General features: G+C 68.2%; 23 protein-coding genes and 1 pseudogene. 7 read left to right on the top strand and 17 right to left on the bottom strand.

Going from position 1 to position 20,207, the window contains the following annotated elements; all coding sequences use genetic code 11:
- Positions 1 to 42: 42 nt before the first annotated feature.
- Together M4D77_RS03480 and dxr are read right to left on the bottom strand one after the other, a co-directional pair.
- Entirely contained in the window at positions 43 to 1,272 is a 1,230-nt protein-coding gene (locus tag M4D77_RS03480) for an RIP metalloprotease (RefSeq protein ID WP_259935561.1), read from the bottom strand.
- A gap of 51 nt (positions 1,273 to 1,323) precedes the next feature.
- Positions 1,324 to 2,499: a 1-deoxy-D-xylulose-5-phosphate reductoisomerase gene (gene dxr, locus M4D77_RS03485; RefSeq protein ID WP_259935562.1), complete on the bottom strand. Its 1,176-nt coding sequence runs from the start codon at positions 2,497 to 2,499 to the stop codon at positions 1,324 to 1,326.
- A 140-nt stretch (positions 2,500 to 2,639) separates the two neighbouring features.
- Between dxr and M4D77_RS03490 the strand changes: the two genes are divergently transcribed.
- Entirely contained in the window at positions 2,640 to 2,942 is a 303-nt protein-coding gene (locus tag M4D77_RS03490) for a DUF2631 domain-containing protein (protein ID WP_065628975.1), read from the top strand.
- Between the two features lie 101 nt (positions 2,943 to 3,043).
- On the opposite strand, the gene rlmN is transcribed toward M4D77_RS03490, so the two are convergent.
- Positions 3,044 to 4,150, bottom strand: coding sequence for a 23S rRNA (adenine(2503)-C(2))-methyltransferase RlmN (gene rlmN, locus M4D77_RS03495; protein WP_259935563.1), 1,107 nt, complete (start codon positions 4,148 to 4,150; stop codon positions 3,044 to 3,046).
- 30 nt (positions 4,151 to 4,180) lie between these two features.
- Between rlmN and M4D77_RS03500 the strand changes: the two genes are divergently transcribed.
- On the top strand, positions 4,181 to 4,588 hold the full coding sequence (locus M4D77_RS03500) for a lipopolysaccharide assembly LapA domain-containing protein (RefSeq protein ID WP_058250101.1): 408 nt from the start codon (positions 4,181 to 4,183) through the stop codon (positions 4,586 to 4,588).
- Between the two features lie 25 nt (positions 4,589 to 4,613).
- Here the strand turns inward: M4D77_RS03500 and M4D77_RS03505 are convergent, their stop codons facing one another.
- From M4D77_RS03505 to M4D77_RS03520, 4 genes and pseudogenes are all read right to left on the bottom strand, one after another.
- On the bottom strand, positions 4,614 to 5,465 hold the full coding sequence (locus tag M4D77_RS03505; protein WP_159370638.1) for a phosphatidate cytidylyltransferase: 852 nt from the start codon (positions 5,463 to 5,465) through the stop codon (positions 4,614 to 4,616).
- Positions 5,462 to 6,019: a ribosome recycling factor gene (frr, locus tag M4D77_RS03510; protein WP_058250099.1), complete on the bottom strand. Its 558-nt coding sequence runs from the start codon at positions 6,017 to 6,019 to the stop codon at positions 5,462 to 5,464. The genes M4D77_RS03505 and frr overlap by 4 nt, the downstream gene beginning before the upstream one ends.
- 57 nt (positions 6,020 to 6,076) lie before the next feature.
- The gene (pyrH, locus tag M4D77_RS03515) at positions 6,077 to 6,811 is read right to left on the bottom strand and encodes a UMP kinase (RefSeq protein WP_058250098.1); all 735 of its coding nucleotides are present in this window, start codon (positions 6,809 to 6,811) and stop codon (positions 6,077 to 6,079) included.
- Between the two features lie 99 nt (positions 6,812 to 6,910).
- Positions 6,911 to 7,201: pseudogene (locus tag M4D77_RS03520) on the bottom strand (esterase family protein); the annotation flags it as partial.
- A 19-nt stretch (positions 7,202 to 7,220) separates the two neighbouring features.
- On the opposite strand from M4D77_RS03520, the gene M4D77_RS03525 reads away from it, so the two are divergent.
- The gene (locus tag M4D77_RS03525) at positions 7,221 to 8,018 is read left to right on the top strand and encodes a hypothetical protein (protein ID WP_226513083.1); all 798 of its coding nucleotides are present in this window, start codon (positions 7,221 to 7,223) and stop codon (positions 8,016 to 8,018) included.
- Positions 8,019 to 8,072: 54 nt separating this feature from the next.
- Here M4D77_RS03525 and tsf read toward each other — a convergent pair whose 3' ends face one another.
- Both tsf and rpsB read right to left on the bottom strand, forming a co-directional pair.
- Positions 8,073 to 8,897, bottom strand: a complete 825-nt coding sequence (gene tsf / locus M4D77_RS03530) for a translation elongation factor Ts (protein WP_058250094.1) — start codon at positions 8,895 to 8,897, stop codon at positions 8,073 to 8,075.
- Positions 8,898 to 8,952: 55 nt separating this feature from the next.
- On the bottom strand, positions 8,953 to 9,774 hold the full coding sequence (gene rpsB, locus M4D77_RS03535; RefSeq protein ID WP_058250093.1) for a 30S ribosomal protein S2: 822 nt from the start codon (positions 9,772 to 9,774) through the stop codon (positions 8,953 to 8,955).
- Between the two features lie 337 nt (positions 9,775 to 10,111).
- Here rpsB and M4D77_RS03540 point away from each other — a divergent pair, with 337 nt between their 5' ends.
- Complete coding sequence (locus tag M4D77_RS03540; protein ID WP_396266507.1) at positions 10,112 to 10,621, top strand: M23 family metallopeptidase; 510 nt, start codon at positions 10,112 to 10,114, stop codon at positions 10,619 to 10,621.
- A gap of 6 nt (positions 10,622 to 10,627) precedes the next feature.
- Here the strand turns inward: M4D77_RS03540 and M4D77_RS03545 are convergent, their stop codons facing one another.
- The gene (locus M4D77_RS03545; protein WP_058250297.1) at positions 10,628 to 11,512 is read right to left on the bottom strand and encodes a tyrosine recombinase XerC; all 885 of its coding nucleotides are present in this window, start codon (positions 11,510 to 11,512) and stop codon (positions 10,628 to 10,630) included.
- Positions 11,513 to 11,598: 86 nt separating this feature from the next.
- Positions 11,599 to 12,465 carry a siderophore-interacting protein gene (locus M4D77_RS03550; RefSeq protein ID WP_137809347.1) on the bottom strand — a complete coding sequence of 289 codons (867 nt, stop codon included), beginning with the start codon at positions 12,463 to 12,465 and terminating at the stop codon, positions 11,599 to 11,601.
- Between the two features lie 172 nt (positions 12,466 to 12,637).
- Between M4D77_RS03550 and M4D77_RS03555 the strand changes: the two genes are divergently transcribed.
- Positions 12,638 to 13,216 carry a TetR/AcrR family transcriptional regulator gene (locus M4D77_RS03555; RefSeq protein ID WP_065628982.1) on the top strand — a complete coding sequence of 193 codons (579 nt, stop codon included), beginning with the start codon at positions 12,638 to 12,640 and terminating at the stop codon, positions 13,214 to 13,216.
- Between the two features lie 2 nt (positions 13,217 to 13,218).
- On the opposite strand, the gene dprA is transcribed toward M4D77_RS03555, so the two are convergent.
- The gene (gene dprA, locus M4D77_RS03560) at positions 13,219 to 14,361 is read right to left on the bottom strand and encodes a DNA-processing protein DprA (protein ID WP_137809372.1); all 1,143 of its coding nucleotides are present in this window, start codon (positions 14,359 to 14,361) and stop codon (positions 13,219 to 13,221) included.
- Positions 14,361 to 15,869 (bottom strand): YifB family Mg chelatase-like AAA ATPase, encoded by a 1,509-nt coding sequence (locus tag M4D77_RS03565; RefSeq protein ID WP_159370635.1) that lies wholly within the window; start codon positions 15,867 to 15,869, stop codon positions 14,361 to 14,363. Before M4D77_RS03565 ends, dprA begins: the two co-directional genes overlap by 1 nt.
- 122 nt (positions 15,870 to 15,991) lie before the next feature.
- Here M4D77_RS03565 and bluB point away from each other — a divergent pair, with 122 nt between their 5' ends.
- Positions 15,992 to 16,630 (top strand): 5,6-dimethylbenzimidazole synthase, encoded by a 639-nt coding sequence (bluB, locus tag M4D77_RS03570; RefSeq protein WP_259935566.1) that lies wholly within the window; start codon positions 15,992 to 15,994, stop codon positions 16,628 to 16,630.
- Here bluB and M4D77_RS23820 read toward each other — a convergent pair.
- A complete protein-coding gene (locus tag M4D77_RS23820; protein WP_338857416.1) occupies positions 16,627 to 17,013 on the bottom strand; it encodes a GIY-YIG nuclease family protein in 387 nt (128 codons plus the stop codon). The two genes, bluB and M4D77_RS23820, sit on opposite strands and share 4 nt — an antisense overlap.
- A gap of 334 nt (positions 17,014 to 17,347) precedes the next feature.
- Here M4D77_RS23820 and M4D77_RS03580 point away from each other — a divergent pair, with 334 nt between their 5' ends.
- The gene (locus M4D77_RS03580) at positions 17,348 to 18,694 is read left to right on the top strand and encodes a DUF4185 domain-containing protein (protein ID WP_226513081.1); all 1,347 of its coding nucleotides are present in this window, start codon (positions 17,348 to 17,350) and stop codon (positions 18,692 to 18,694) included.
- 9 nt (positions 18,695 to 18,703) lie between these two features.
- Here M4D77_RS03580 and M4D77_RS03585 read toward each other — a convergent pair whose 3' ends face one another.
- The 3 genes from M4D77_RS03585 to M4D77_RS03595 form a co-directional block, all read right to left on the bottom strand.
- Positions 18,704 to 19,108 (bottom strand): YraN family protein, encoded by a 405-nt coding sequence (locus tag M4D77_RS03585; protein ID WP_058250086.1) that lies wholly within the window; start codon positions 19,106 to 19,108, stop codon positions 18,704 to 18,706.
- Between the two features lie 100 nt (positions 19,109 to 19,208).
- Positions 19,209 to 19,520: a DUF2469 domain-containing protein gene (locus tag M4D77_RS03590; RefSeq protein WP_004572292.1), complete on the bottom strand. Its 312-nt coding sequence runs from the start codon at positions 19,518 to 19,520 to the stop codon at positions 19,209 to 19,211.
- Positions 19,517 to 20,206: a ribonuclease HII gene (locus tag M4D77_RS03595; RefSeq protein ID WP_058250085.1), complete on the bottom strand. Its 690-nt coding sequence runs from the start codon at positions 20,204 to 20,206 to the stop codon at positions 19,517 to 19,519. The genes M4D77_RS03590 and M4D77_RS03595 overlap by 4 nt, the downstream gene beginning before the upstream one ends.
- Between the last annotated feature and the right edge of the window lies 1 nt (position 20,207).

Here is a 20,207-nt window from a genome sequence, read left to right on the forward strand (position 1 = left end):
CTGGTGGTATTCGGCGCCAGACGGCGACCCGGATCGTCCGGGTCACTGCCACGGGTTGATCGGGTTGATGATGTCGGCGGTGAGCGTGAGCACCATGAAGCCGGCCATGATCACCACGGCGGCGTAGGTGATCGGGAGCAGTTTGTAGTAGTCGACGGCCCCACCCGGTGCCCGGCCGAACCAGCGCCGCACGGTGTCGCGGCCCTTCTCGTAGCCCACGATCGCCATGTGGCCGCCGTCGAGCGGGAGGAGCGGGACCAGGTTGAACAGTCCCAGGAAGAAGTTGATGCTGATCAGGAGCATCCAGAACATGTCCCACAGACCACGCTCGACGGCCTGACCGCCGAGCACCGAGGCGCCGTACACGCTGACCGGGGTGTCGAGGGCGCGCTCACCGCCGGTGACCGCCGTCCACAGCGCACCGATCTTCGACGGCAGGGACAGCAGCGCGTTCCAGGTCTCGACCGCCAGTTCGCCGGTGAATCCGATCGCGCCGGGCACGATCTCGAGGCCGCTGTAGGTGATGACGTTCGGCGGGACGTCGTAGGCGATGCCGACCATGTTGTAGGTCTGGGTTTCGGAGGTGCCGTCGGCGTTCCGCGCCGTCACCGTGGTGGGCTCGGGGGTCATCGTCAGGTCGAGTCGCTGACCGTCGCGGTCGACCGTCAGCGCGACCGGGCCGGTGGACTCGCGGATCACCGGGGTCAGATCCGACGCCTGCCCGACCGGCTGACCGTTGATCGCCACGATGTCGTCACCGGGGAGCAGCCCGGCGGCACCCGCGGGTCCGGTACCGCCACAGGGCGCGTCGGTCTGTTTGTTGCCCTCGATGGTGATGGTCGACGGGACGCATTGCGTTTTGCCGACTGTCGCCGGGGTCGACCCCGGGTTGAGGTTCGGCAGTCCGAACGTCAGGCCGACGATGATGATGAGGACGAAACCGAGCAGGAAGTTCTGGGCCGGTCCGGCGAACAGCACGACCAGGCGCTTCCAGGCCTTCTGCTTGTACATCGCCCGGTCCTTCTCGTCCCAGGCCAGTTCCTCGTGCGGGGTCATCCCGGCGATGTCGCAGAAACCGCCGAGCGGCAGCGCCTTGATCCCGTACTCGGTCTCGCCGCGCCGGGTGGACCAGATCGTGGGACCGAAGCCGACGAAGTACCGCCGGACCTTCATGCCCGTCGCCTGCGCGGCCCACATGTGGCCGCACTCATGCCAGGCGACCGACAGCAACAGCGCCACGGCGAACAGCGTGACGCCGATCGCGAAACTCACGTACCTACTCCATCCGGATCACGGGGCGCACCCGCTCACGACAGCCGCCGATCAGACGGATGCGGCCGCGACCAGCTGCGCAGCACGATCCCGGGCCCACCGATCGGCGGCGAAGACCTCTTCCACAGTACCTGGCGTCCGGCGCCACTGATCTGCCTCGCCGAGCACGTCCTCGATGACCTCGACGATGCGTGGGAACCGGATCGCACCTGCGAAGAACCCGGCTGCGGCGGCCTCGTTGGCGGCGTTGTACACGGCCGTCAGGCTGCCTCCCGCCGCACCGGCGCGTCGAGCCAGGTCGATCGCCGGGAACACCGCGTCGTCGACAGGCTCGAACGTCCACGACGACGCCGTCGAGAAGTCGCAGGCCGTCGACGATCCGGGCACCCGGTCCGGCCATCCCAGGGCCAGGGCGATGGGCAACTTCATCGACGGCGGTGAGGCCTTCGCCACCGTCGCCCCGTCGACGAAGGTCACCATCGAGTGCACGATCGACTGCGGGTGGACGGTGACGTCGATGCGGTCGTAGTCCACGTCGAACAGCAGGTGCGCCTCGATGACCTCGAGGGCCTTGTTGACCAGGGTCGCGGAGTTGAGCGTGATCATCGGGCCCATCGACCACGTGGGATGTCGGCCGGCCTGCTCGGGCGTGACGTCCTCGAGTTGCGCACGGGTCCATCCGCGGAACGGGCCACCCGACGCGGTGAGGACCAGTCGGTCCACCTCGGCGGCCGTCCCCGCTCGCAGACACTGTGCGATCGCGGAATGCTCGGAGTCGACCGGGACGATCTGCCCGGGCGCAGCGGCGTCGAGGACCAGTGCCCCGCCCGCCACGAGCGACTCCTTGTTGGCCAGCGCGAGCCGAGCACCCGATCGGAGTGCGGCGAGGCTGGGCGCCAGACCGATCGAGCCGACGACGGCGTTGAGGATCACATCCACCCCGGTGTCCGCGGCGACGGCGTCGATCAGATCGCACATCGCGTCGGCACCGCCGAGGACCCGGTCGCCGAGGCGTTCGGTGAGCTCGTCCGCCCGCGTGGCGTCCGCGACGGCGATTCGCGAGGCCGGCACGCCGAACGCGGCGGCCTGATCGGCGAGCAGATCGGGATTCGACCCGCCGGCACCCAGACCGGCGACCTCGAAACGATCCGGATGCTCGGCGATCACCTCGAGAGCCTGGACGCCGATGGAACCGGTGGAGCCGAGAATCAGCACGCGTGTGGGCACGCACCCATTCTGGACCATCCTCGTCGACGAACCGCCGCCGGTGACACCGGACCGACCTGCGCGCGGGGGGTGCCGCTATGCTGCTCGGAGAACTACTACCGATCGTCAGACATCTGACGTCCGCGCTGTGAGGAGTGGCTGTGGCAAGCACCGATGTTGAGCACACTGTGGGGCACGGCGATGGAGGGCATGGCGAAGTCGAGGTCATCGACACCGGCTGGCGTCGCGAGCCCGCCGATGCCCCGTCCGCCCGGTTCGGCTGGCACGGAGCGGCAACCAAGACCTTCTACGGTGCGGCCATCTTCTTCGCGCTGTTCCTACTCGCGATGATCATCGGCAACCACACCGGACGCATCGAGGACCTGTATCTCATCGCCTTCGCCGCGGGCACCCTGTTCTTCGCCGTGCGCGGATGGTGGATGAACCGCGGAAAGTGGTCCTGACCGGCCACCTCGCCACATCTACGACAAACGCCGAGCGGTGATCCGCTCGGCGTTTGTCGTCTGCGCCGTCTGAGCCGGTCCCTGTCCGGCACATCGAGGTCTCAGCGCTCTTCGGCCGCCAGCTGTCCACAGGCAGCGGCGATCTCCTGCCCGCGCGTGTCGCGAACGGTGCACGAGACCCCTTGTTCGCGGACCCGGCGTACGAACTCGCGTTCGACCGGTTTGGGACTGGCGTCCCATTCCGAACCCGGCGTCGGGTTCAGCGGGATGAGATTCACATGAACGAGTGACCCGAGGGCCCGGTGCAGCTTCTCCCCCAGCAGGTCGGCCCGCCAGGGCTGGTCGTTGACGTCGCGGATGAGTGCGTACTCGACGGAGACGCGCCGTCCGGTGGTGTCGGCGTAGTAGCGGGCCGCCTCGAGCACCTCGGCGACCGACCACCGGTTGTTGACCGGGACGAGGGTGTCGCGCAGTTCGTCGTCGGGCGTGTGAAGCGAGACGGCGAGCGTCACCGCGAGCCCCTCGTCGGCGAGACGGCGGATCGACGGCGCGAGACCGACGGTCGACACGGTCACCGAGCGGGCGGAGATCCCGAGGCCCTCCGGCGCCGGCGAAGTGATCTGCCGGACGGCGCTGACCACGCGCTTGTAGTTGGCCAGCGGCTCACCCATACCCATGAACACGACGTTCGACAGGCGTCCGGGCTCGCCGAGTTCCCCGTCGCGCAGCGCGCGGGCCGCGGCCCGCACCTGATCGACGATCTCGGCGGTCGACAGGTTGCGGTCCAGTCCGCCCTGCCCGGTGGCACAGAACGGGCAGGCCATGCCGCAGCCCGCCTGGCTCGAGATGCACAGCGTGTTGCGATCGGTGTAGCGCATGAGGACGCTCTCGAGGAGCGTGCCGTCGTGCAGGCGCCAGAGCGTCTTGCGGGTGGAGTCGTCGTCGCAGGAGATGTGCCGGACCGGGGTGAGCAGCTGCGGGAAGAGCTTGTCCCGCACCGATTCGCGCGACGCCGCCGGCAGATCCGTCATCTCGTCGACGTCACCGTTGAGGCGCGCATAGTACTGGCGGGCCAGTTGATCGGCCCGGAACTTCGGCAGCCCCAGGTCGGCCAGCGCCGCGACGCGACCGGCGGGGTCGAGGTCGGCGAAGTGTGTCGGCGGCCGCCCACGCTTGGGCGCGTCGAACACAAGTGGCAATGAGGTCATTTCGCCATTGTCGCATGTCATGATGAAGTGATGACGACACCCGAGGACCGACGGCACACGGGTTCGGTACCGGCGTGGGGCGAACAGCCCGCCGGGTCACCGCCACCGGCGACCGGTCACGCGCACACCCCGGAGCAGCACGCCCCTGACCCGGACCATCGCGATCGTCTCCGCCGCACGGTCGCCGACGTGGAGCACACGCGGACGCGCGCCACCTGGTTCGGCGTGGTGATCGGCGCGATCATCCTGGTCCTGTTGCTCGTCTTCATCGTGCAGAACCTCCAGTCGCAGACCATCGACTTGCTGTTCTGGGAGGTCAACCTGCCCCTCGGGGTCAGCCTGCTGATCGCGGCCATCGCCGGTGCACTGGTCGTCGCGCTCGTGGGCGGCCTGCGGATGCTGCAACTGCGGCGCGCGCTGAAGAAGGCAGCCAAGTAGCGTTCGGCGCCGCCGTGGCCCGTGCTCAGAGCAGCGCGGTGAGCACGACCCACACCACGAACGCCGACGGCAGCAGGCTGTCGAGCCGGTCCATGATGCCACCGTGGCCGGGCAGCAGCGTGCCCATGTCCTTGATCCCGAGATCGCGCTTCACCTGGGATTCGACGAGATCGCCGAGGGTCGCGCAAACCACCAGGACCGGCCCCAGGATGATGCCGATCCACCAGTGGCTCTCGAGCAGGAACACCACGCAGCCGACGGCACCGACAGTGCCGACGACGAGCGAGCCCACCATGCCTTCCCAGGACTTCTTCGGACTGATCGCCGGCGCCATTGGGTGCTTGCCGAACATCACGCCCGCGGCATAGCCGCCGACGTCGGAGCACACCACGACGACCATCAGCGTGGCCACTCGGGCAGCCCCGTCGTCCTGTACCACCAGGTGGGCGCCGAACGACGCGAGCAGCGGCAACCACGCCAGCACGAACACGGTGACGGCGAGGTCGCGGAGGTAGTTGACCGGCGCCTTGTCGATGCCCTGCCCGAGGAGCTTCCACACCATCGACACCAGGGCCGTCGCAACGAAGGCGACGAGGGCTCCGGTCGGACCCCAGGGCCAGCTCGCCCAGATGATGGCCTGGCCGCCGATGAGCAGCGGCCAGAGGGCGACGTCATAGCCACCGGTGCGGAGGCGCTTGATGACCTCCCAGGTGGCGACCGCGAACGCTACCGCCACGAGGCCGTACCAGACCTTCGGGACGAAGATCAGGATCGCGATGATGCTGATACCGAGCGTGCCGCCGACCGCGATCGCGGCCGGCAGGTCGCGGCCGGCGCGCGACTTCTTCTCACCGCCCCGTTGCGGAACCTCGTTCACACCTCGAGCAATTCGTCTTCTTTGTGCTTGACCAAGTCGTCGATCTGGTGCACGTAGGTCGCCGTGGTCTTGTCCAGTTCCTTCTCGGCGCGCGACACCTCGTCCTCGCCGGCCTCGCCGTCCTTCTGGATGCGCTTGAGCTCGTCGGCGGCCTTGCGGCGCACGTTGCGGATCGCGACCTTCGCGTCCTCGCCCTTGCCCTTGGCCTGCTTGACCAGATCGCGGCGACGCTCCTCGGTGAGCTGCGGGACGGCGACCCGGATGATCGTGCCGTCGTTGGTCGGATTGACCCCGAGGTCGGAGTTGCGGATCGCGGTCTCGATGTCGCGCAGCGTCGACGCCTCATACGGCTTGATCACGACGAGTCGCGGTTCGGGCGTGTTGATGCTCGCGACCTGGGTCACGGGGGTCATCGAGCCGTAGTACTCGATGTTGACCTTGTTGAACATGGCCGGGTTCGCCCGCCCGGTGCGGATGGAGCCCATGTCCTCCTTGGCGACGTTGACCGCCTTCTCCATCTTCTCCTCGGCGTCGAGCAACGCGTCGTCGATCATCTTCGTCCTTGTTCCGTTCGGTCGGTGTTCTCGTCGATCTCGGGGTCAGGCGCCGGTTCAGGTGCTGACCAGGGTGCCGATGCGGTCGCCTGCGACCGCACGGGCGATATTGCCCTGCTGGAGCAAATTGAACACCAAGATCGGCATCTTGTTGTCCATACACAGGCTGAAGGCCGTCGCGTCGGCGACCTTGAGCTCCTTGTCGAGCACCTCGCGGTGAGTGATCTCGGTGAAGAGGGTGGCGTCGGGGTTGGTGCGCGGGTCGGCGTCGTACACGCCGTCGACCGCCTTGGCCATCAGGACCACCTCGGCCTTGATCTCCAGCGCACGCTGGGCCGCGGTGGTGTCGGTGGAGAAGTACGGCATCCCCATGCCGGCGCCGAAGATGACGACGCGGCCCTTCTCCAGGTGCCGCTGGGCACGCAACGGGAGATACGGCTCGGCGACCTGCCCCATCGTGATGGCGGTCTGCACCCGGGTCGAGATCCCTCGCTTCTCCAGGAAGTCCTGCAGCGCAAGGCAATTCATGACCGTGCCGAGCATGCCCATGTAGTCCGAGCGGCTTCGGTCGAGCCCTCGTTGCTGGAGCTCGGCGCCGCGGAAGAAGTTGCCACCGCCGATCACGACGGCGACCTGGACACCGGAATTGACGACGTCGGCGATCTGGTCGGCGACGGTACCCACGACGTCGGGGTCGAGCCCGACTTCGCCGCCACCGAACATCTCGCCGCCCAACTTCAGCAAGACCCTACGGAATCCATCCCGCCGGATGGGGTCGGACGCTTCACTCATCGGCTTCCTCACTCGTCGGTTCGGTGAACTATCGTACGTCGTCACCGGAACCGACCCGCGATACGCGTCGTGCGCGCCGCGCGAGGGTGCCCTGGGGATTCAGCCGCGTAGGGCCGCCTCGAACTGCGGCCAGGCACGATGCAGTTCGTCCTGCCAGTACGGCCACGCATGGGTCCCGCCCTCGTAGAGGTGGAACGTCGCCGGCACACCGATGTCGCGCATCCGCCGCTGGAGGTTCCTCGTGCACTGCGCCGTGGCGGTCTCGATCACCGCCCCGACCGCGATCTGGTCGAACAGCTTGGAGCCGTTACCCTCGATGCCGGGGCCGTCGAGGGTGTCGTACCGGCCCGGCATCCCGGATCCGTTCGAGACGTAGATCGGGCTTCTCCTGTCGCTCCTGTTCTTCAGCGTGTTCGCCGGGTTCTTCTTCACCGTGTCGATCTCGGCTCAGTTCGGACTCGGCTACTCGGCATTCCGGACCGGGATGCTGGCCCTGCCCTTCGCGATCGGCGCCGCGGTCGGCTCACTCGCCTCACCACGCGTGGTCGCCCGCGTCACCGCACCGCACACCCTGATGGCCGGATCCGTCGCCGTCGGAGCCGGATTCGTCTGGCTCGCGATGATCATCGAACCGGCTGCGGAGACCCTGCCGGTGCCCGGCATCCTCGGTCCCCTCGTACTCGGCGGTCTGGGGACGGGTGTGTTCATCGCACCGCTGCAGGCCGTGATCCTGTCCGACACGACCGAAGCCACGGTGGGCACGGCAACCGGGACGATCCCCACTGTTCAGCAGATCGGCGCCTCGATCGGGCTGGCGGTCGTCACCCTCTTCTTCTTCGGTCAGGTCGCCGGCCAGACGAGCGAGACGGTTCCGGCGGTGAGAGCCGAACTCGTTGCGTCGCTGTCGGAGTCACCGGTTCGCCCGGTGCTGCACGGGGCGGTCGCCGATCGTTTCGCATCCTGCGCGAGCGATCAGCTGCGGTCCGCACATCCGGAGCGACCGGCGCCCGCCTGCGCGGGCGGACCGACGTCGCCGGCGGTCGCCGCGGTCGCCGCGCAGGCACGGCCCTGGACTCAGGATGCGGCCCGGTCGGTGACCGCTCGGACTTTCCTGGCCGCGCTGAAGACGACCTTGATGATGCTGGGTCTCGTCGCCGTGGCGATCGGGGCACTCGCCGCCGCTCTGCGGACGCGACGGACCCCGTGAACGCACATCGCCCCGTCTCCTGGACGGAGACGGGGCGATGTGGAACGCGTTCGATCAGGCCTGGCCGACCTCGAACCGGGTGAAGGCCTTGACGGTCACACCGGCGTCGTCGAGCAGGGCCTTGACGGACTTCTTCGAGTCCTGGACCGAGGCCTGGTCGAGCAGCACGACGTCCTTGTAGAAGCCGTTGACGCGACCTTCGACGATCTTGGGCAGGGCCTGCTCGGGCTTGCCCTCCTCCTTGGCCGTCTGCTCGGCGATACGACGCTCGTTCTCGACGACGTCCGCGGGGACCTCGTCGCGGGTGGCGTAGCGCGCCTTGAGCGCGGCGACCTGCATCGCGGCGCCGCGAGCGGCCTCCTCGGCGGCCTCGCCCTCACCGGTGTAGGACACCAGCACGCCGACGCCCGGAGGCAGATCAGAGGCACGCTTGTGCAGGTACACGGCCACCGGGCCGTCGTAGTAGGCCACGCGACGGAGTTCGAGCTTCTCGCCGATCTTGGCCGAGAGAGCCGCCACGGCCTCGTCCACGGTGCCGTCGCCGAGCGGAGCCTTCTTCAGCTCGTCGAGGTCGTTGGTCTTCGCCGCGGCCGCCGCGTTCACGATGTCATCGGCGAGCTGCTGGAACTCACCGTTCTTCGCGACGAAGTCGGTCTCGGAGTTGATCTCGATGAGCGCGCCGCCCTTGGCCGCGACCAGGCCCTCGGCCGTGGAGCGCTCGGCGCGCTTGCCCACGTCCTTGGCGCCCTTGATACGCAGCTCTTCGACGGCCTTGTCGAAATCGCCGTCGTTGTTGGCCAGCGCGTTCTTGCAGTCGAGCATTCCAGAGCCGGTGAGCTCACGGAGACGCTTCACATCAGCTGCGGTGTAGTTCGCCATCGTCGGCGAGCCTCCTTAGAGAAAGTGTTGGGGACCGGACTGCGAGCAGTCGGGACTACTGAGCAGCCGGGGCGTCGGTCGCGGCGGCGTCGCCGGCCGGTGCCGCAGCCTGGGTCAGCAGTTCCTGCTCCCACTCTGCCAGCGGTTCGCCACTGCCGGCCTCGGGCTTGGCGTCGCCACTGGCGGCGCCGGCACGGGCCTGGACACCCTCGGCCACGGCCGAGGCCACGACGCGGGTGAGCAGTGCTGCGCTGCGGATGGCGTCGTCGTTGCCCGGGATCGGGTAGTCGACGAGGTCGGGATCGCAGTTGGTGTCCAGGATCGCGATGACCGGGATGTTCAGCTTGCGCGCCTCGCCGACGGCGATGTGCTCCTTGTTGGTGTCGACGACCCACACGGCCGACGGAACCTTGGCCATGTCGCGGATACCGCCGAGGGTGCGCTCGAGCTTGTTCTTCTCACGCGTGAGCATGAGGATTTCCTTCTTGGTGCGTCCCTCGAAACCGCCGGTCTGCTCCATGGTCTCGAGCTCCTTCAGGCGCTGCAGGCGCTTGTGGACGGTCGAGAAGTTGGTGAGCATGCCACCGAGCCAGCGCTGGTTGACGTACGGCATGCCGACACGGGTCGCCTCCGCCGCGATCGATTCCTGTGCCTGCTTCTTGGTGCCGACGAAGAGGATGGTGCCGCCGTGGGCGACGGTCTCCTTGACGAACTCGTACGCCTTGTCGATGTAGGTCAGCGTCTGCTGCAAATCGATGATGTAGATGCCGTTGCGGTCGGTGAAGATGAATCGCTTCATCTTCGGGTTCCAACGGCGGGTCTGGTGCCCGAAGTGTGCGCCGCTGTCCAGCAGCTGCTTCATGGTCACGACAGCCATGATCGTCCTTTTCTCGCAGTTGTCGTCGGTACCGTCGGTACCGACCCTGGCGCCTGCGGCCGAGTGCCACCCGAGACGGCATGGGCCGTTCCGGGACTGCTGACTTGGCGTGTGTTTCTCGACTGCGCTGGTCAGGGCGTCAAAGCCCGGAGCGTCACAGACCTGAGTGCAGGCGCGCGAAGTCACCTCATCAACGGGCGATGAGGTGCGTGGGAGAGTTTACGCCGCGACGGATGGAACACCAAAACGCCTTCGACCACGTCGGAGACGGTTGTGGTGATGCAGTCGGAGACGGTTGTGGGCGGATCCCATCCGGCTTCCGCTGCGTCCAATCAGCGTGCCATCCCGATCACCGCGTGTCCTCGCCGCGTTCCTGCCGACTGTCCTCTGCGTCGTCGGTCCGGTCCCCGCCGCTGCGTCCGTCGGTGGGTACGCGGCGCCGTTGTCGCCCCGGCCCACCGTGGTGACCGCCTACGACGAGCCCGAGAAGCGATGGCAACCCGGCCACCGGGGCGTCGACCTCGCGGCCGGGCCCGGCCAGACCGTCCGCGCGGCGGGCGCCGGTCGCGTGCGCTTCGCGGGAACGGTCGCCGGCCGGCCGGTGGTCTCGGTGTCCCATCCGGACGGCGTGACCACGACGTACGAGCCGGTGGAGGCGAGTGTCGACGCGGGTGATCACGTCTCGCGGGGTGAGGTCATCGGGACCGTGACGACCGGTCATCCGGGATGCCCGGTGCCCGCCTGCCTGCACTGGGGCGCCCGACGCGGCAGCGGACGTGCGGCGGACTACCTGGACCCGCTGGGTCTGCTCGGGGCCGTGCGCGTCCGGCTCAAACCGGTCGACTGACGGCGGTCACGCTCGCGGGTGCGCCTGTCGATGGACGGCACGCAGACGTTCGACGCTCACATGCGTGTAGATCTGCGTCGTGGCGAGCGACGAGTGTCCGAGCAGTTCCTGGACGACGCGCAGGTCGGCACCACCCTCGAGCAGATGAGTGGCGGCGCTGTGCCGGAGTCCGTGTGGCCCGGTCGCCGGGCCTCCGCTCGCCTCGACCGCGCGTGACACGACCGAGCGCGCCATCCGCTGGTCGAGCCGTCCCCCGCGGGCACCCAGCAGCAAGGCTGGTCCGGACGCGTCGGTCACCAGGGCCGGGCGTCCGGAACGCAGCCAGGCGTCGATCGCGCGTGCGGCGGGCTCTCCGTAGGGGACCGACCGTTCCTTGTCGCCTTTGCCGATCACCCGCACCACCCGTCGCCCGGCGTCGACGTCGCCGACGTCCAGCCCGCACAACTCCCCCACTCGAACTCCGCTGGCGTACAACAACTCCAGGATGACCCGGTCCCGCAGGGCGATCGGGTCGTCGGGGGCACGATCCACTCCGGTGGCCGCGATCGCGGCTTCTGCCTGGGCGGGGGCCAGTACGGCGGGCAGGGTCCGGTGCGCCTTGGGAGCCTTCAACCGCTGTGACGGGTCGGCCGCCAGGTAGCCCTCGCGGACCGCCCACGCGCAGAACGTCTTCGCCGCGGAGACCTGCCGGGCCACGGTCGTGCGCGCGGCGCCGCGCCGGGTCAGTTCCGCGAGCCAGGCCCGCAGCAGCGGGAGATCGATGTCGGCCACCGCGATTCCGCGGGCACCGGCGAACGAGACGAGGGCGCGAGCCCCACCGACATAGGCGCGGATCGTGTGCTCGCTGCGCCCTTTCTCCAGGCGCAGGTGATCGGCGAAGTCGTCGAGCATGGTCACGACCTCACCCCGTCGGGCACCCGAGTGCAACCGCACACGCGGCGTCGTGGCCGAATCGGTGCCTGTCCGGCCTGTGGGCCTCAGCCCTGGGCGCCGACGGCCTCCTCCTCGGCCCGCAGGTCGGCCTTCCATTGCCGGAACCCCTCCTCGGTCCGGCCGCGCCGCCAGTACCCGGAGATCGAGGCGTTGGCCGCACTCACGCCGCGTTCCTTGCGGATGTAGGCACGCAGGTTGTGCATGACCGCCTGCGCCTCTCCGTGGATGAACACGTGCGGTTCGCCGTCGAGCCATTCCGTCGCGCGCACGGCCGCGATCAGCGGGCCGTTGTCACCGGCGAGCGAATCGTCGACGTCCGCCGCGGGTCCGCCGCGGTGCACCCAGGAGACCTGCGCCCCGGCGGGTGCGTCGAGGTCGAGTTCGTCGTCGGGGCCGGCGACCTCGATGAAGACCTTGGCGACGGCGTCGGCGGGAAGGGCTTCGAGTGCGGCGGCCACCGCGGGGAGACCCGCCTCGTCGCACGCCATGAGATGCCAGGGGGCATCGGATCGCGGACGGTAGCCACTGCCCGGCCCGATGAAGCGGATCGTCTCGCCCGGCTCCACCGAGGCCGCCCAGGGGCCGGCGATGCCCTCGGTGCCGTGCACGACGAAGTCGACGACGAGCTCGCGGGCCTCCGCGTCGATCCGGCGCACCGTGTAGGTACGCAACACGGGTTGCCGCTCGGGCGCCTCGTTCGTACGGATCTCCTGGAGATCGAACGGTTCGGGATAGCTGACACCCGGCGGGGCGAAGACGAACTTCACATACATGTCGGTGTCGGGTTCCCCGGACTTGCCCAGCGCCGGTAGGAAGTCGTCGAACCCCTCCCCGCCCAGGTACAGGCGTACGAAATGCGGGCTGATCCGCTCTCTCCGTAGCACCGTCATCGTGTTCACGCGTTTCGCCATCGAACCTCCCTTTCGGGTCAACCCTACGCCTACGAGATTAGGCCACCCTTAGCTTTAGAGCGGCGAACCACCCATCCGCGGTTGTAAGGTTTTCTATCGATCAAGCGATGTGAATTCGAGACTTTGCCATTCCTAAAGTCAGACGTCGCGAGACCCGACCAGAGGTGACTCCATGCCGGATCAGCCCGTGGACCAGTCCACCCCGCGCCGCGGCTCGCGGCTCAGTGTGGACGACTGGCTGGAGGCCGCGACCCAGATCCTGGTCGACGACGGGATCGACACCCTCAAGATCTCGCGCCTCAGTGCGCGCCTCGGTGTGACCAAGGGCAGCTTCTACTGGCACTTCACCGACATCGGGGCGCTGAAGACCGCGCTCGCCGAACACTGCCGACGGGCACAGTCGGCGGCGGCCGACCGGATCGAGGCACTGGAAGCCCTACCACCGGTCGAACGGGTCGAAGGGATGGCGCGCCTGCTGTCGGATCCTCGCCGCTGGGCGATGGAGTCCGCCCTGCGCCGCTGGGCCCAGACGGACGAGTCGATCGCGAACTCGGTCGATGCACTCGACTGCCGGATCTTCTCGATCGCGATCTCGGCCATGCGCGAACTCGGGTTCTCGGAGGCCGAGGCACACGCTCGCGCGACGACGCTTCTGTACGCGGGAATCGGTTACGTCCATGCTCATGGCCGTCTGAACGAGGCGACGGTCGAGGATCTGCATGTCATCATCGACGTCCTCACCCGCCGCTGAGGTCACGCCAGCCGCCATCGTCCGTCCACGTTCTCCACATACCCCTTGATGTCGAGGTGCGCGAGCGCCGCGCGGACGGTTCCGATGTCGAGGCCGGCGGCGAACGCGATCTCGTCGATCCCCACTCCACCCCGGCCGGGAATGGCGTCGTGGACCCGTAGTTGCTCGGCGTCGAGCGCGTCGGTCGGTTTCGCGCGGCCGCGGCCGATGTCGCCCCCACCGTCGGGTCGTACCAGGTTGACCACCGACGCGACGTCGGACACCAGCACGGCGAGCTCGTCGGCGATCATCCGGTGGCATCCCACCGAGGTCGCCGAGGTGACGGGACCGGGAACGGCTCCCAGCGGCCGGCCGAGCTTGCGCGCCCATGCCGCAGTGTTCGCCGCGCCGGACCGTCGCCCGGCCTCGATGACCACGGTCGCGCCGCTCATCGCGGCGACCAGTCGGTTCCGGGTGAGAAATCGATGTTTCGCCGCTGTCGTCCCGGGCGGGTACTCGCTGATCACCGCGCCCGTACGCGCGATCGCGGTCAGCAGCGACGAGTGTGACGCCGGATAGTCGCGGTCGATCCCACACGCCATCACCGCCGCGGTCACCCCGCCCGCCGCGACGACCGCGCGGTGAGCGGCGCCGTCGATGCCGAACGCCCCGCCGGACAGCACCGCGAAACCCTGGGCCGACAACCCCGACGCGAGCGTCTGCGTGACGTGTTCGCCGTACGACGACGCGGCACGGGACCCGATCAACGCGACCGACGCAGCGGCGAGGTCGTCGAGCCGGGCCGGACCGCGCACCCACAGGGCGAGCGGTTCACCTCCACGAGCGGCCGTGTCGGCCTGCCCCAGCGCCAGCAGCGACCAGGCCGGCCACTCCGGATCGGCACGGGTCACCAGGCGCGCACCGATCCGCTCGGCGGTGTCCAGATCATCGATCGCACAGTCGGATTCGCTCCGGGCATCAGTGGCGGCGAGCACCGCCTCGTGGCCGCCGGGCACGGTGCGTCGGCGGATCGCCGCGGCCGCCTCGACCGGACCGATGTCGTCGACGAGCGCGATGACCGCGGCGCACGGCGGTTCGGCGACCCGCGCCAGATAGGCCCAGGCGATGGATTCCGGCGACCGGGGTTCCGACGGATGGGCGGAGATCACCAGGTCGCTCCTCGGTCTCGGTACAGAAGTGCTTGTGCGACATCGTCTTCGACGGGACGCCCGGACCCGCTCAGATCGCTGAGGGTCCATGCCAGCCGCAGAGCGCGATCGGCACCGCGGGCGGTCACGCGGCCGTCTCGGAGGAACAGTTCGATGGGCCGCAGCACGTCGGGCGGCAGCCGGAACCGCTGCCGCAGCGCGGACCCGGGAACCTCGGCATTGGTGCGCCACCCGAATTCCGACCACCGCTCGATCGCGGTGGCGCGTGCGGCGGTGACGCGGGCGCGGACGTCGGCACTCGACTCCCCGGCACCGCTCATCAGCGCGGTGTTGCCCGGTGGGTCCATCCGCACGCGGATGTCCACGCGGTCCAGCAGCGGTCCGGACAGCTTGCCCAGATAGCGCCGCCGCACGACGGCCGTGCAGACGCAGTCGACGTCGTGGGCGGGCGCGCACGGACACGGGTTCGCCGCGAGGATCAGCTGAAAGCGCGCGGGATAGACCGCCATGCCGTCACGCCGGGGCACCCGGACCTCGCCGTCCTCGAGGGGTTCCCGCAGGGATTCGAGCGACTTGACACTCATCTCGGCGCACTCGTCGAGGAACAGCACTCCTCGATGCGCCTTGGACGCCGCGCCCGGCCGGGCGAAACCGGTACCGCCACCGAGCAGGGCTGTGATCGATGAGCTGTGGTGCGGGGCGACGAACGGCGGTTCGGTGATCAGCGGACGTCCGGGCGACAACTCCCCCACCAGGGAATGGATCGCCGTCACCTCCAACGAGTCCTCCAGACCCAGCGACGGCAGAATGCCCGGCAGCCGCCGCGCGAGCATCGTCTTGCCGATCCCCGGCGATCCGGTCATCAGGACGTGATGAGCTCCCGCGGCGGCGATCTCCAGCGCGTGCCGGGCCTCGTGCTGCCCGACCACGTCGGCCATGTCGGGAACCGGCGGCGCGTGCGTCGTCGCCGCCGCATGCACCGTGTCGAGCACGTTGTCACCCGCCAGCCACTGCGTCACCTCTTTCAGACTGCTCGCTCCACCGACGTCCATCCCCTCGACGAGCGCCGCCTCGGCGACGGTCTCGATCGGCACCACCGCCCGTCGATACCCCTCCTGCCGCGCCGCGATCACCGCCGGCAACACCCCGCGGATCGGCCGCACGGTGCCATCCAGACCGAGCTCGCCCAGAAAAACCGTCGACGACAACTTCTCCGCCGACACCTGTTGCGTGGCAGCCAGAATGGACACGGCCATCGACAGATCGAACCCCGGACCGATCTTCGGCATGTCCGCCGGCGACAACGCCACCGTCACCTTCAACTCGGGAAAACTGAACCCGGAGTTCTTGATCGCAGCCCGCACCCGATCCCGCGCCTCCCGAACCGACGAATCCGGATTACCCGTCACCGCGAACCCCGGCAGACCCGAACTCACACTCGCCTGCACGTCGACGACCTGCGCGACAAAGGCATTGAGCCCCACCGCCTGTGTTTGCCCCAACATGGGCACAGTCTCGCCGGGAACACGCGTGGCGCGCGGCGCCGAACCACTCACACAGCCGATCTGTGGATGACCTCGCGGTTGTGCACCACCGTTCACAGCAGCCCGACTAGGCTCGACAACCGATGGACGACGGAACATTCGACGATGCGTTCGTCGGCGATCTCGACCGACTACTCCGATGGCGACGCGACGTCCGTTGCTTCCGCCGCGAACCACTCGAACCCCACGTGCTCCCCGACATCCTCGACGCAGCCGAACTGGCTCCGTCCGTGGGCAACAGCCAACCGTGGCGCTGGGTCGAGGTCCGGTCCACCGAAGCCCGGCAATCGGTGCGCGACAGCTTCACTCGCTGCAATGCCGACGCGCTGGACGGTTATCCGGCCGAACGCGCACAGCTGTATTCGTCGCTCAAGCTAGCCGGTCTCGACGATGCTCCCGTCCACCTCGCCGTATTCTGCGAGCCCGGTGTCGAGCAGGGCCGGGGACTCGGCCGACAGACAGTGCCTGAGACGCTGGAGTATTCGGTCGTCACCGCGATCTCCACACTCTGGCTGGCGGCGCGGGCCCGAGGCGTCGGGGTGGGGTGGGTGTCCATCCTCGAACCCGAGGAGGTTTCCGAGGCACTTGCGGTACCGCCGGCCTGGAAGCTTGTCGCCTACCTGTGTGTCGGCTACCCCGCCCACGACTCCGAGACACCGGAGCTCGAACGTGTCGGCTGGCAGTCACGGACGAGGTCCGAGAAGCGGTTCTTCGTGCGCTAGGACGTCGCCGAAGCTGCAGCCCGAGCCCGGGCCAGCTTGAGGTCGCGGTAAAAGGGGTTGTGCGAGTTACCTTCTAGATTCGGCGGCACATCCAGCTGGCGGATCAGTGCTTCCTCGACCAGCCAAGGTTCGTCGACTGCCAACCACGAGACCCGGGTGTTGTCACCCATCCACTCACTGAGGACCGGCTCGCCGACGCCGAAATGCCTTTTCGTCCCGTGTAGGGCGAGCTGGATGCCGAGCTCATCAGCCAGGAGAACACCGAGACTGAGGCGCGGAGTCGACGTCGACGCTCGTCCTCGGTAGTGCGTTCGCAGCCGACGACGGAGATTCTGCCGACTGACCGCCCGACGCGGAGGGTCTCCTGGGGCTGATGCCGACATATGGGAGTGTCATGCCATCTCGGCTCCGGCAGTACGACACGTCCATGAGGTGGGAGGGCGGGCGTTGGAACCACCAGCCATATACGCCTGGCGACGCAGGGACCACAGAACCGGCATGGAGGACCTCGCCGCGGTCATACATCGGCGCACCGAGAAGTTGGCCGACACGGACGTTCGTACCTGCCGAATCGGAGGGTCCCAACGTGCTCCCATCCTGCGGACGAACGCCCCTCGACACCAGATCGTGACCCCGCGGACCGCGCGATCCGCATGTAACTCCAGTAACAATAGTCACGTCAATCACTTCTGTCGCAAGAGTAACTGGAGGACGCGCGTGTCTAGCCGTCTCACCACGAGTGTCCGACTGGCCCTCGCCGGGGTCATCGCCTTCAGCGGCACCGCGGTCGCGCTGACGACCGGTGCCGGCGTCGCGCACGCCGCGCCGTGCGGCAACGCGAGCACGGGCTCGAGCTTCCTGGGCTTCGGGTCCAGCGGTTCCAGCGGCTCGAGTGGCTCCAGCGGGTCGGAGGGCTCGTCGGGCAGCTCGATTCCGAACCCGGGACCGCAGCGGCCGTTGATCCCCTATGTCGGTTCCAAATCCCGCACCGTCGGATGGGTCACGGGCCCGCTCAGCGCCAACCGCACATTCAGCCGGTTCGGTATCGGCGGCACCGATCTCGGCGTCTCCTGGGACAACGGCCGCGGCCAGACGCTGATGGCCTTCGGAGACACCTTCGGCAACTGCAACGAGCCGGGACAGCAGTGGCGGCACAACGTGCTGCTCCGCACCGACGACGACAACCTCGCGAACGGACTCTCCGTCCCGGCCGGTCGCGCCGGCGACGTGACGTCGGGTTCGGTGATCGCGCCCGGTCAACCGAACTACGCGCAGGAACTGATCCCGTCGCTCGGCATCTCCAACGTCGAGGTCACCACGATCCCGACGGCGGCGATCTCTCTCCCGCACGGCGACGGCTTCCGCCAGTACATCAACTACATGTCGGTGCGCTCGTGGGGTTCGCCGGGCAACTGGGTCACCAACTTCTCGGCGATCGCCCATTCCGACGACAACGGCCAGACCTGGGTCACCGATCAGGACACGATCCTCATCAATGCTCCGGTCTCGCTCCGACTGCCCGGCGAGTTCCGGCCGATCGAGTTCAACAACGGCAAGTTCCAGCAGAACGCGTACGTCCGCGGCCGGCCCGGGACACCCGAAGCCGAGTACGTCTACCAGTTCGGTACCCCGAACGGACGATTCGGCGCCGCCTTCCTCGCGCGGTTCAAACCCACGGACATCCTCGACCTCGACGCGTACGAGTACTGGGCCGGGAAGAGTCGCGGCTGGGTGGACGACATCGCCGCGATCCCCGACGACGGCTCGGCGGTCGTCGTCCGACAACCGGTCACCGAACTCTCGGTCGCCTGGAGCCCGTACCTCGAGAAATACGTCATGCTCGATGGCGACAACGACATCACGCTGCGCACCGCCGATCATCCCGAAGGCCCGTGGAGTGCACCGAAGACCATCGTGCCCCGAGGTGCGCTCGTCGTCTACGGACCGATGATGCTCCCCAACTCCCCCGCGCTGCAGGGGGATTCGAAGGAGCTCTACTTCAACGCGTCGCGATGGAGCGACTACAACGTGATGCTGATCCGGACCGATCTGAGCAAGCTCTGACACCCGGGCTCACACGTGCACACCCTGGTGATGCCGCACCTGCGCGCGAGCCAGATCGTCGGGAGCGGCCTGGTCGAGGCGCACGCTGACGACGTCGAACCGGATCTGCGACCATCGTCGGTCCTGCGCCGCCAGCCACATCCCGGCGAGTCGGCGCATCCGGGCGAGCTTCGTCGGCGTGACCGCCATGACCGGATCGTCGTACGTGCGGCTCGCGCGAGTCTTGACCTCGACGATCACCAGGACCGACCCATCCGCGGCCACCAGATCCAGTTCGCCATAGCGGGTACGCCAATTGCGCTCCAGGACAGTCCAGCCCAGCGATATAGCGTAATCCGCGGCCACGTCCTCACCGAGCCGGCCGATATGACCGCGGCGATCGGGGCGAGGATGGTCGCGCGCTTGTGCACTCATGCCGATCAGATTCGCGCAGAACCGATTTCGTCGACCGTCCGAAAGCGAGCAACGCCCTGATCTGTGAACGATCAGGGCGTTGTCAACAGATTGCGCGTGGTCAGGGCTCGTCGGGCAGGCGGAGTTCCGACTTCTCGAGTTCCTCGATGTTGACGTCCTTGAACGTGATCACGCGGACCTGCTTGACGAACCGCGCCGGGCGGTACATGTCCCACACCCAGGCATCGCTCATGCGGAGTTCGAAGTAGACCTCGCCATCGGTGTTGCGCGGGATCATCTCGACCGCGTTGGCGAGGTAGAAGCGCCGCTCCGTCTCCACCACATAGGTGAACTGCCCGACGATGTCCTTGTACTCGCGGTACAGAGAGAGTTCCATCTCGGTTTCGTACTTCTCGAGATCCTCAGCACTCATCCTGTCAGCCTATCCCTGTTGTCGTTTGCGCTGGTGACCACACGTGCCGCGACATTACGGTACGACATGCGGTGTTGTGGTGAGGGGCCGGCGGCGTCGATGCGCGACATGTGCAACGCCGTGCTGTAGCCCTTGTGGATGGCGAAGTCGTACCCGGGCAGGTCGTCGTCCATGGCGACCATGATGCGGTCTCGGGTGACCTTGGCGATGATGCTGGCGGCGGCGATGCACGCGGCCGCCCCGTCTCCTCCGATCACGGGCAGGGACGGCGCCGTCAGTCCCGGCACCGCGAAACCGTCGGACAGCACGTACCCCGGTTTCACGTCGAGGGCGGCCACCGCCCGGCGCATGCCCTCGATGTTCGCGACGTGGATGCCGATGCGATCGATCTCGGCGGCTTCGATGATCACCGCACTCCAGCTCTGCGCGTAGCGCGTCACCGAGCGGTACAGCTCCTCGCGGGTGCGCTCGGTCAGACGTTTCGAGTCGTCGAGGTCGGCGAGGGAGACGAGCTGCGTCGGCTTCAAGACGCAGGCCGCCACGACCAGCGGGCCCGCGCACGCTCCGCGGCCGGCTTCGTCGACCCCCGCCACGGGCCCCAGACCCTGCCGGTGCAGGGCGAATTCGAACGTCCGCAGGCCCGCGGCACGGCGGACGGGTGAGCGGGGTGGCCATCGAGTCGTCACA

It is taken from the genome of Gordonia sp. p3-SID1431, from assembly GCF_025143765.1.
Classification (GTDB): Bacteria; Actinomycetota; Actinomycetes; order Mycobacteriales; family Mycobacteriaceae; genus Gordonia; species Gordonia hongkongensis.

Coding starts and splice junctions, on each gene's coding strand:
- M4D77_RS03555 (WP_065628982.1), top strand. CDS start 12,638: ATGCCGGATCAGCCCGTGGACCAGTCCACCCCGCGCCGCGGCTCGCGG.
- bluB (WP_259935566.1), top strand. CDS start 15,992: ATGGACGACGGAACATTCGACGATGCGTTCGTCGGCGATCTCGACCGA.
- M4D77_RS23820 (WP_338857416.1), bottom strand. CDS start 17,013: ATGTCGGCATCAGCCCCAGGAGACCCTCCGCGTCGGGCGGTCAGTCGG.
- M4D77_RS03500 (WP_058250101.1), top strand. CDS start 4,181: ATGACGACACCCGAGGACCGACGGCACACGGGTTCGGTACCGGCGTGG.
- M4D77_RS03585 (WP_058250086.1), bottom strand. CDS start 19,108: ATGAGTGCACAAGCGCGCGACCATCCTCGCCCCGATCGCCGCGGTCAT.
- M4D77_RS03550 (WP_137809347.1), bottom strand. CDS start 12,465: ATGGCGAAACGCGTGAACACGATGACGGTGCTACGGAGAGAGCGGATC.
- M4D77_RS03545 (WP_058250297.1), bottom strand. CDS start 11,512: ATGCTCGACGACTTCGCCGATCACCTGCGCCTGGAGAAAGGGCGCAGC.
- M4D77_RS03590 (WP_004572292.1), bottom strand. CDS start 19,520: ATGAGTGCTGAGGATCTCGAGAAGTACGAAACCGAGATGGAACTCTCT.
- pyrH (WP_058250098.1), bottom strand. CDS start 6,811: ATGAGTGAAGCGTCCGACCCCATCCGGCGGGATGGATTCCGTAGGGTC.
- tsf (WP_058250094.1), bottom strand. CDS start 8,897: ATGGCGAACTACACCGCAGCTGATGTGAAGCGTCTCCGTGAGCTCACC.
- rpsB (WP_058250093.1), bottom strand. CDS start 9,774: ATGGCTGTCGTGACCATGAAGCAGCTGCTGGACAGCGGCGCACACTTC.
- rlmN (WP_259935563.1), bottom strand. CDS start 4,150: ATGACCTCATTGCCACTTGTGTTCGACGCGCCCAAGCGTGGGCGGCCG.
- frr (WP_058250099.1), bottom strand. CDS start 6,019: ATGATCGACGACGCGTTGCTCGACGCCGAGGAGAAGATGGAGAAGGCG.
- M4D77_RS03565 (WP_159370635.1), bottom strand. CDS start 15,869: ATGTTGGGGCAAACACAGGCGGTGGGGCTCAATGCCTTTGTCGCGCAG.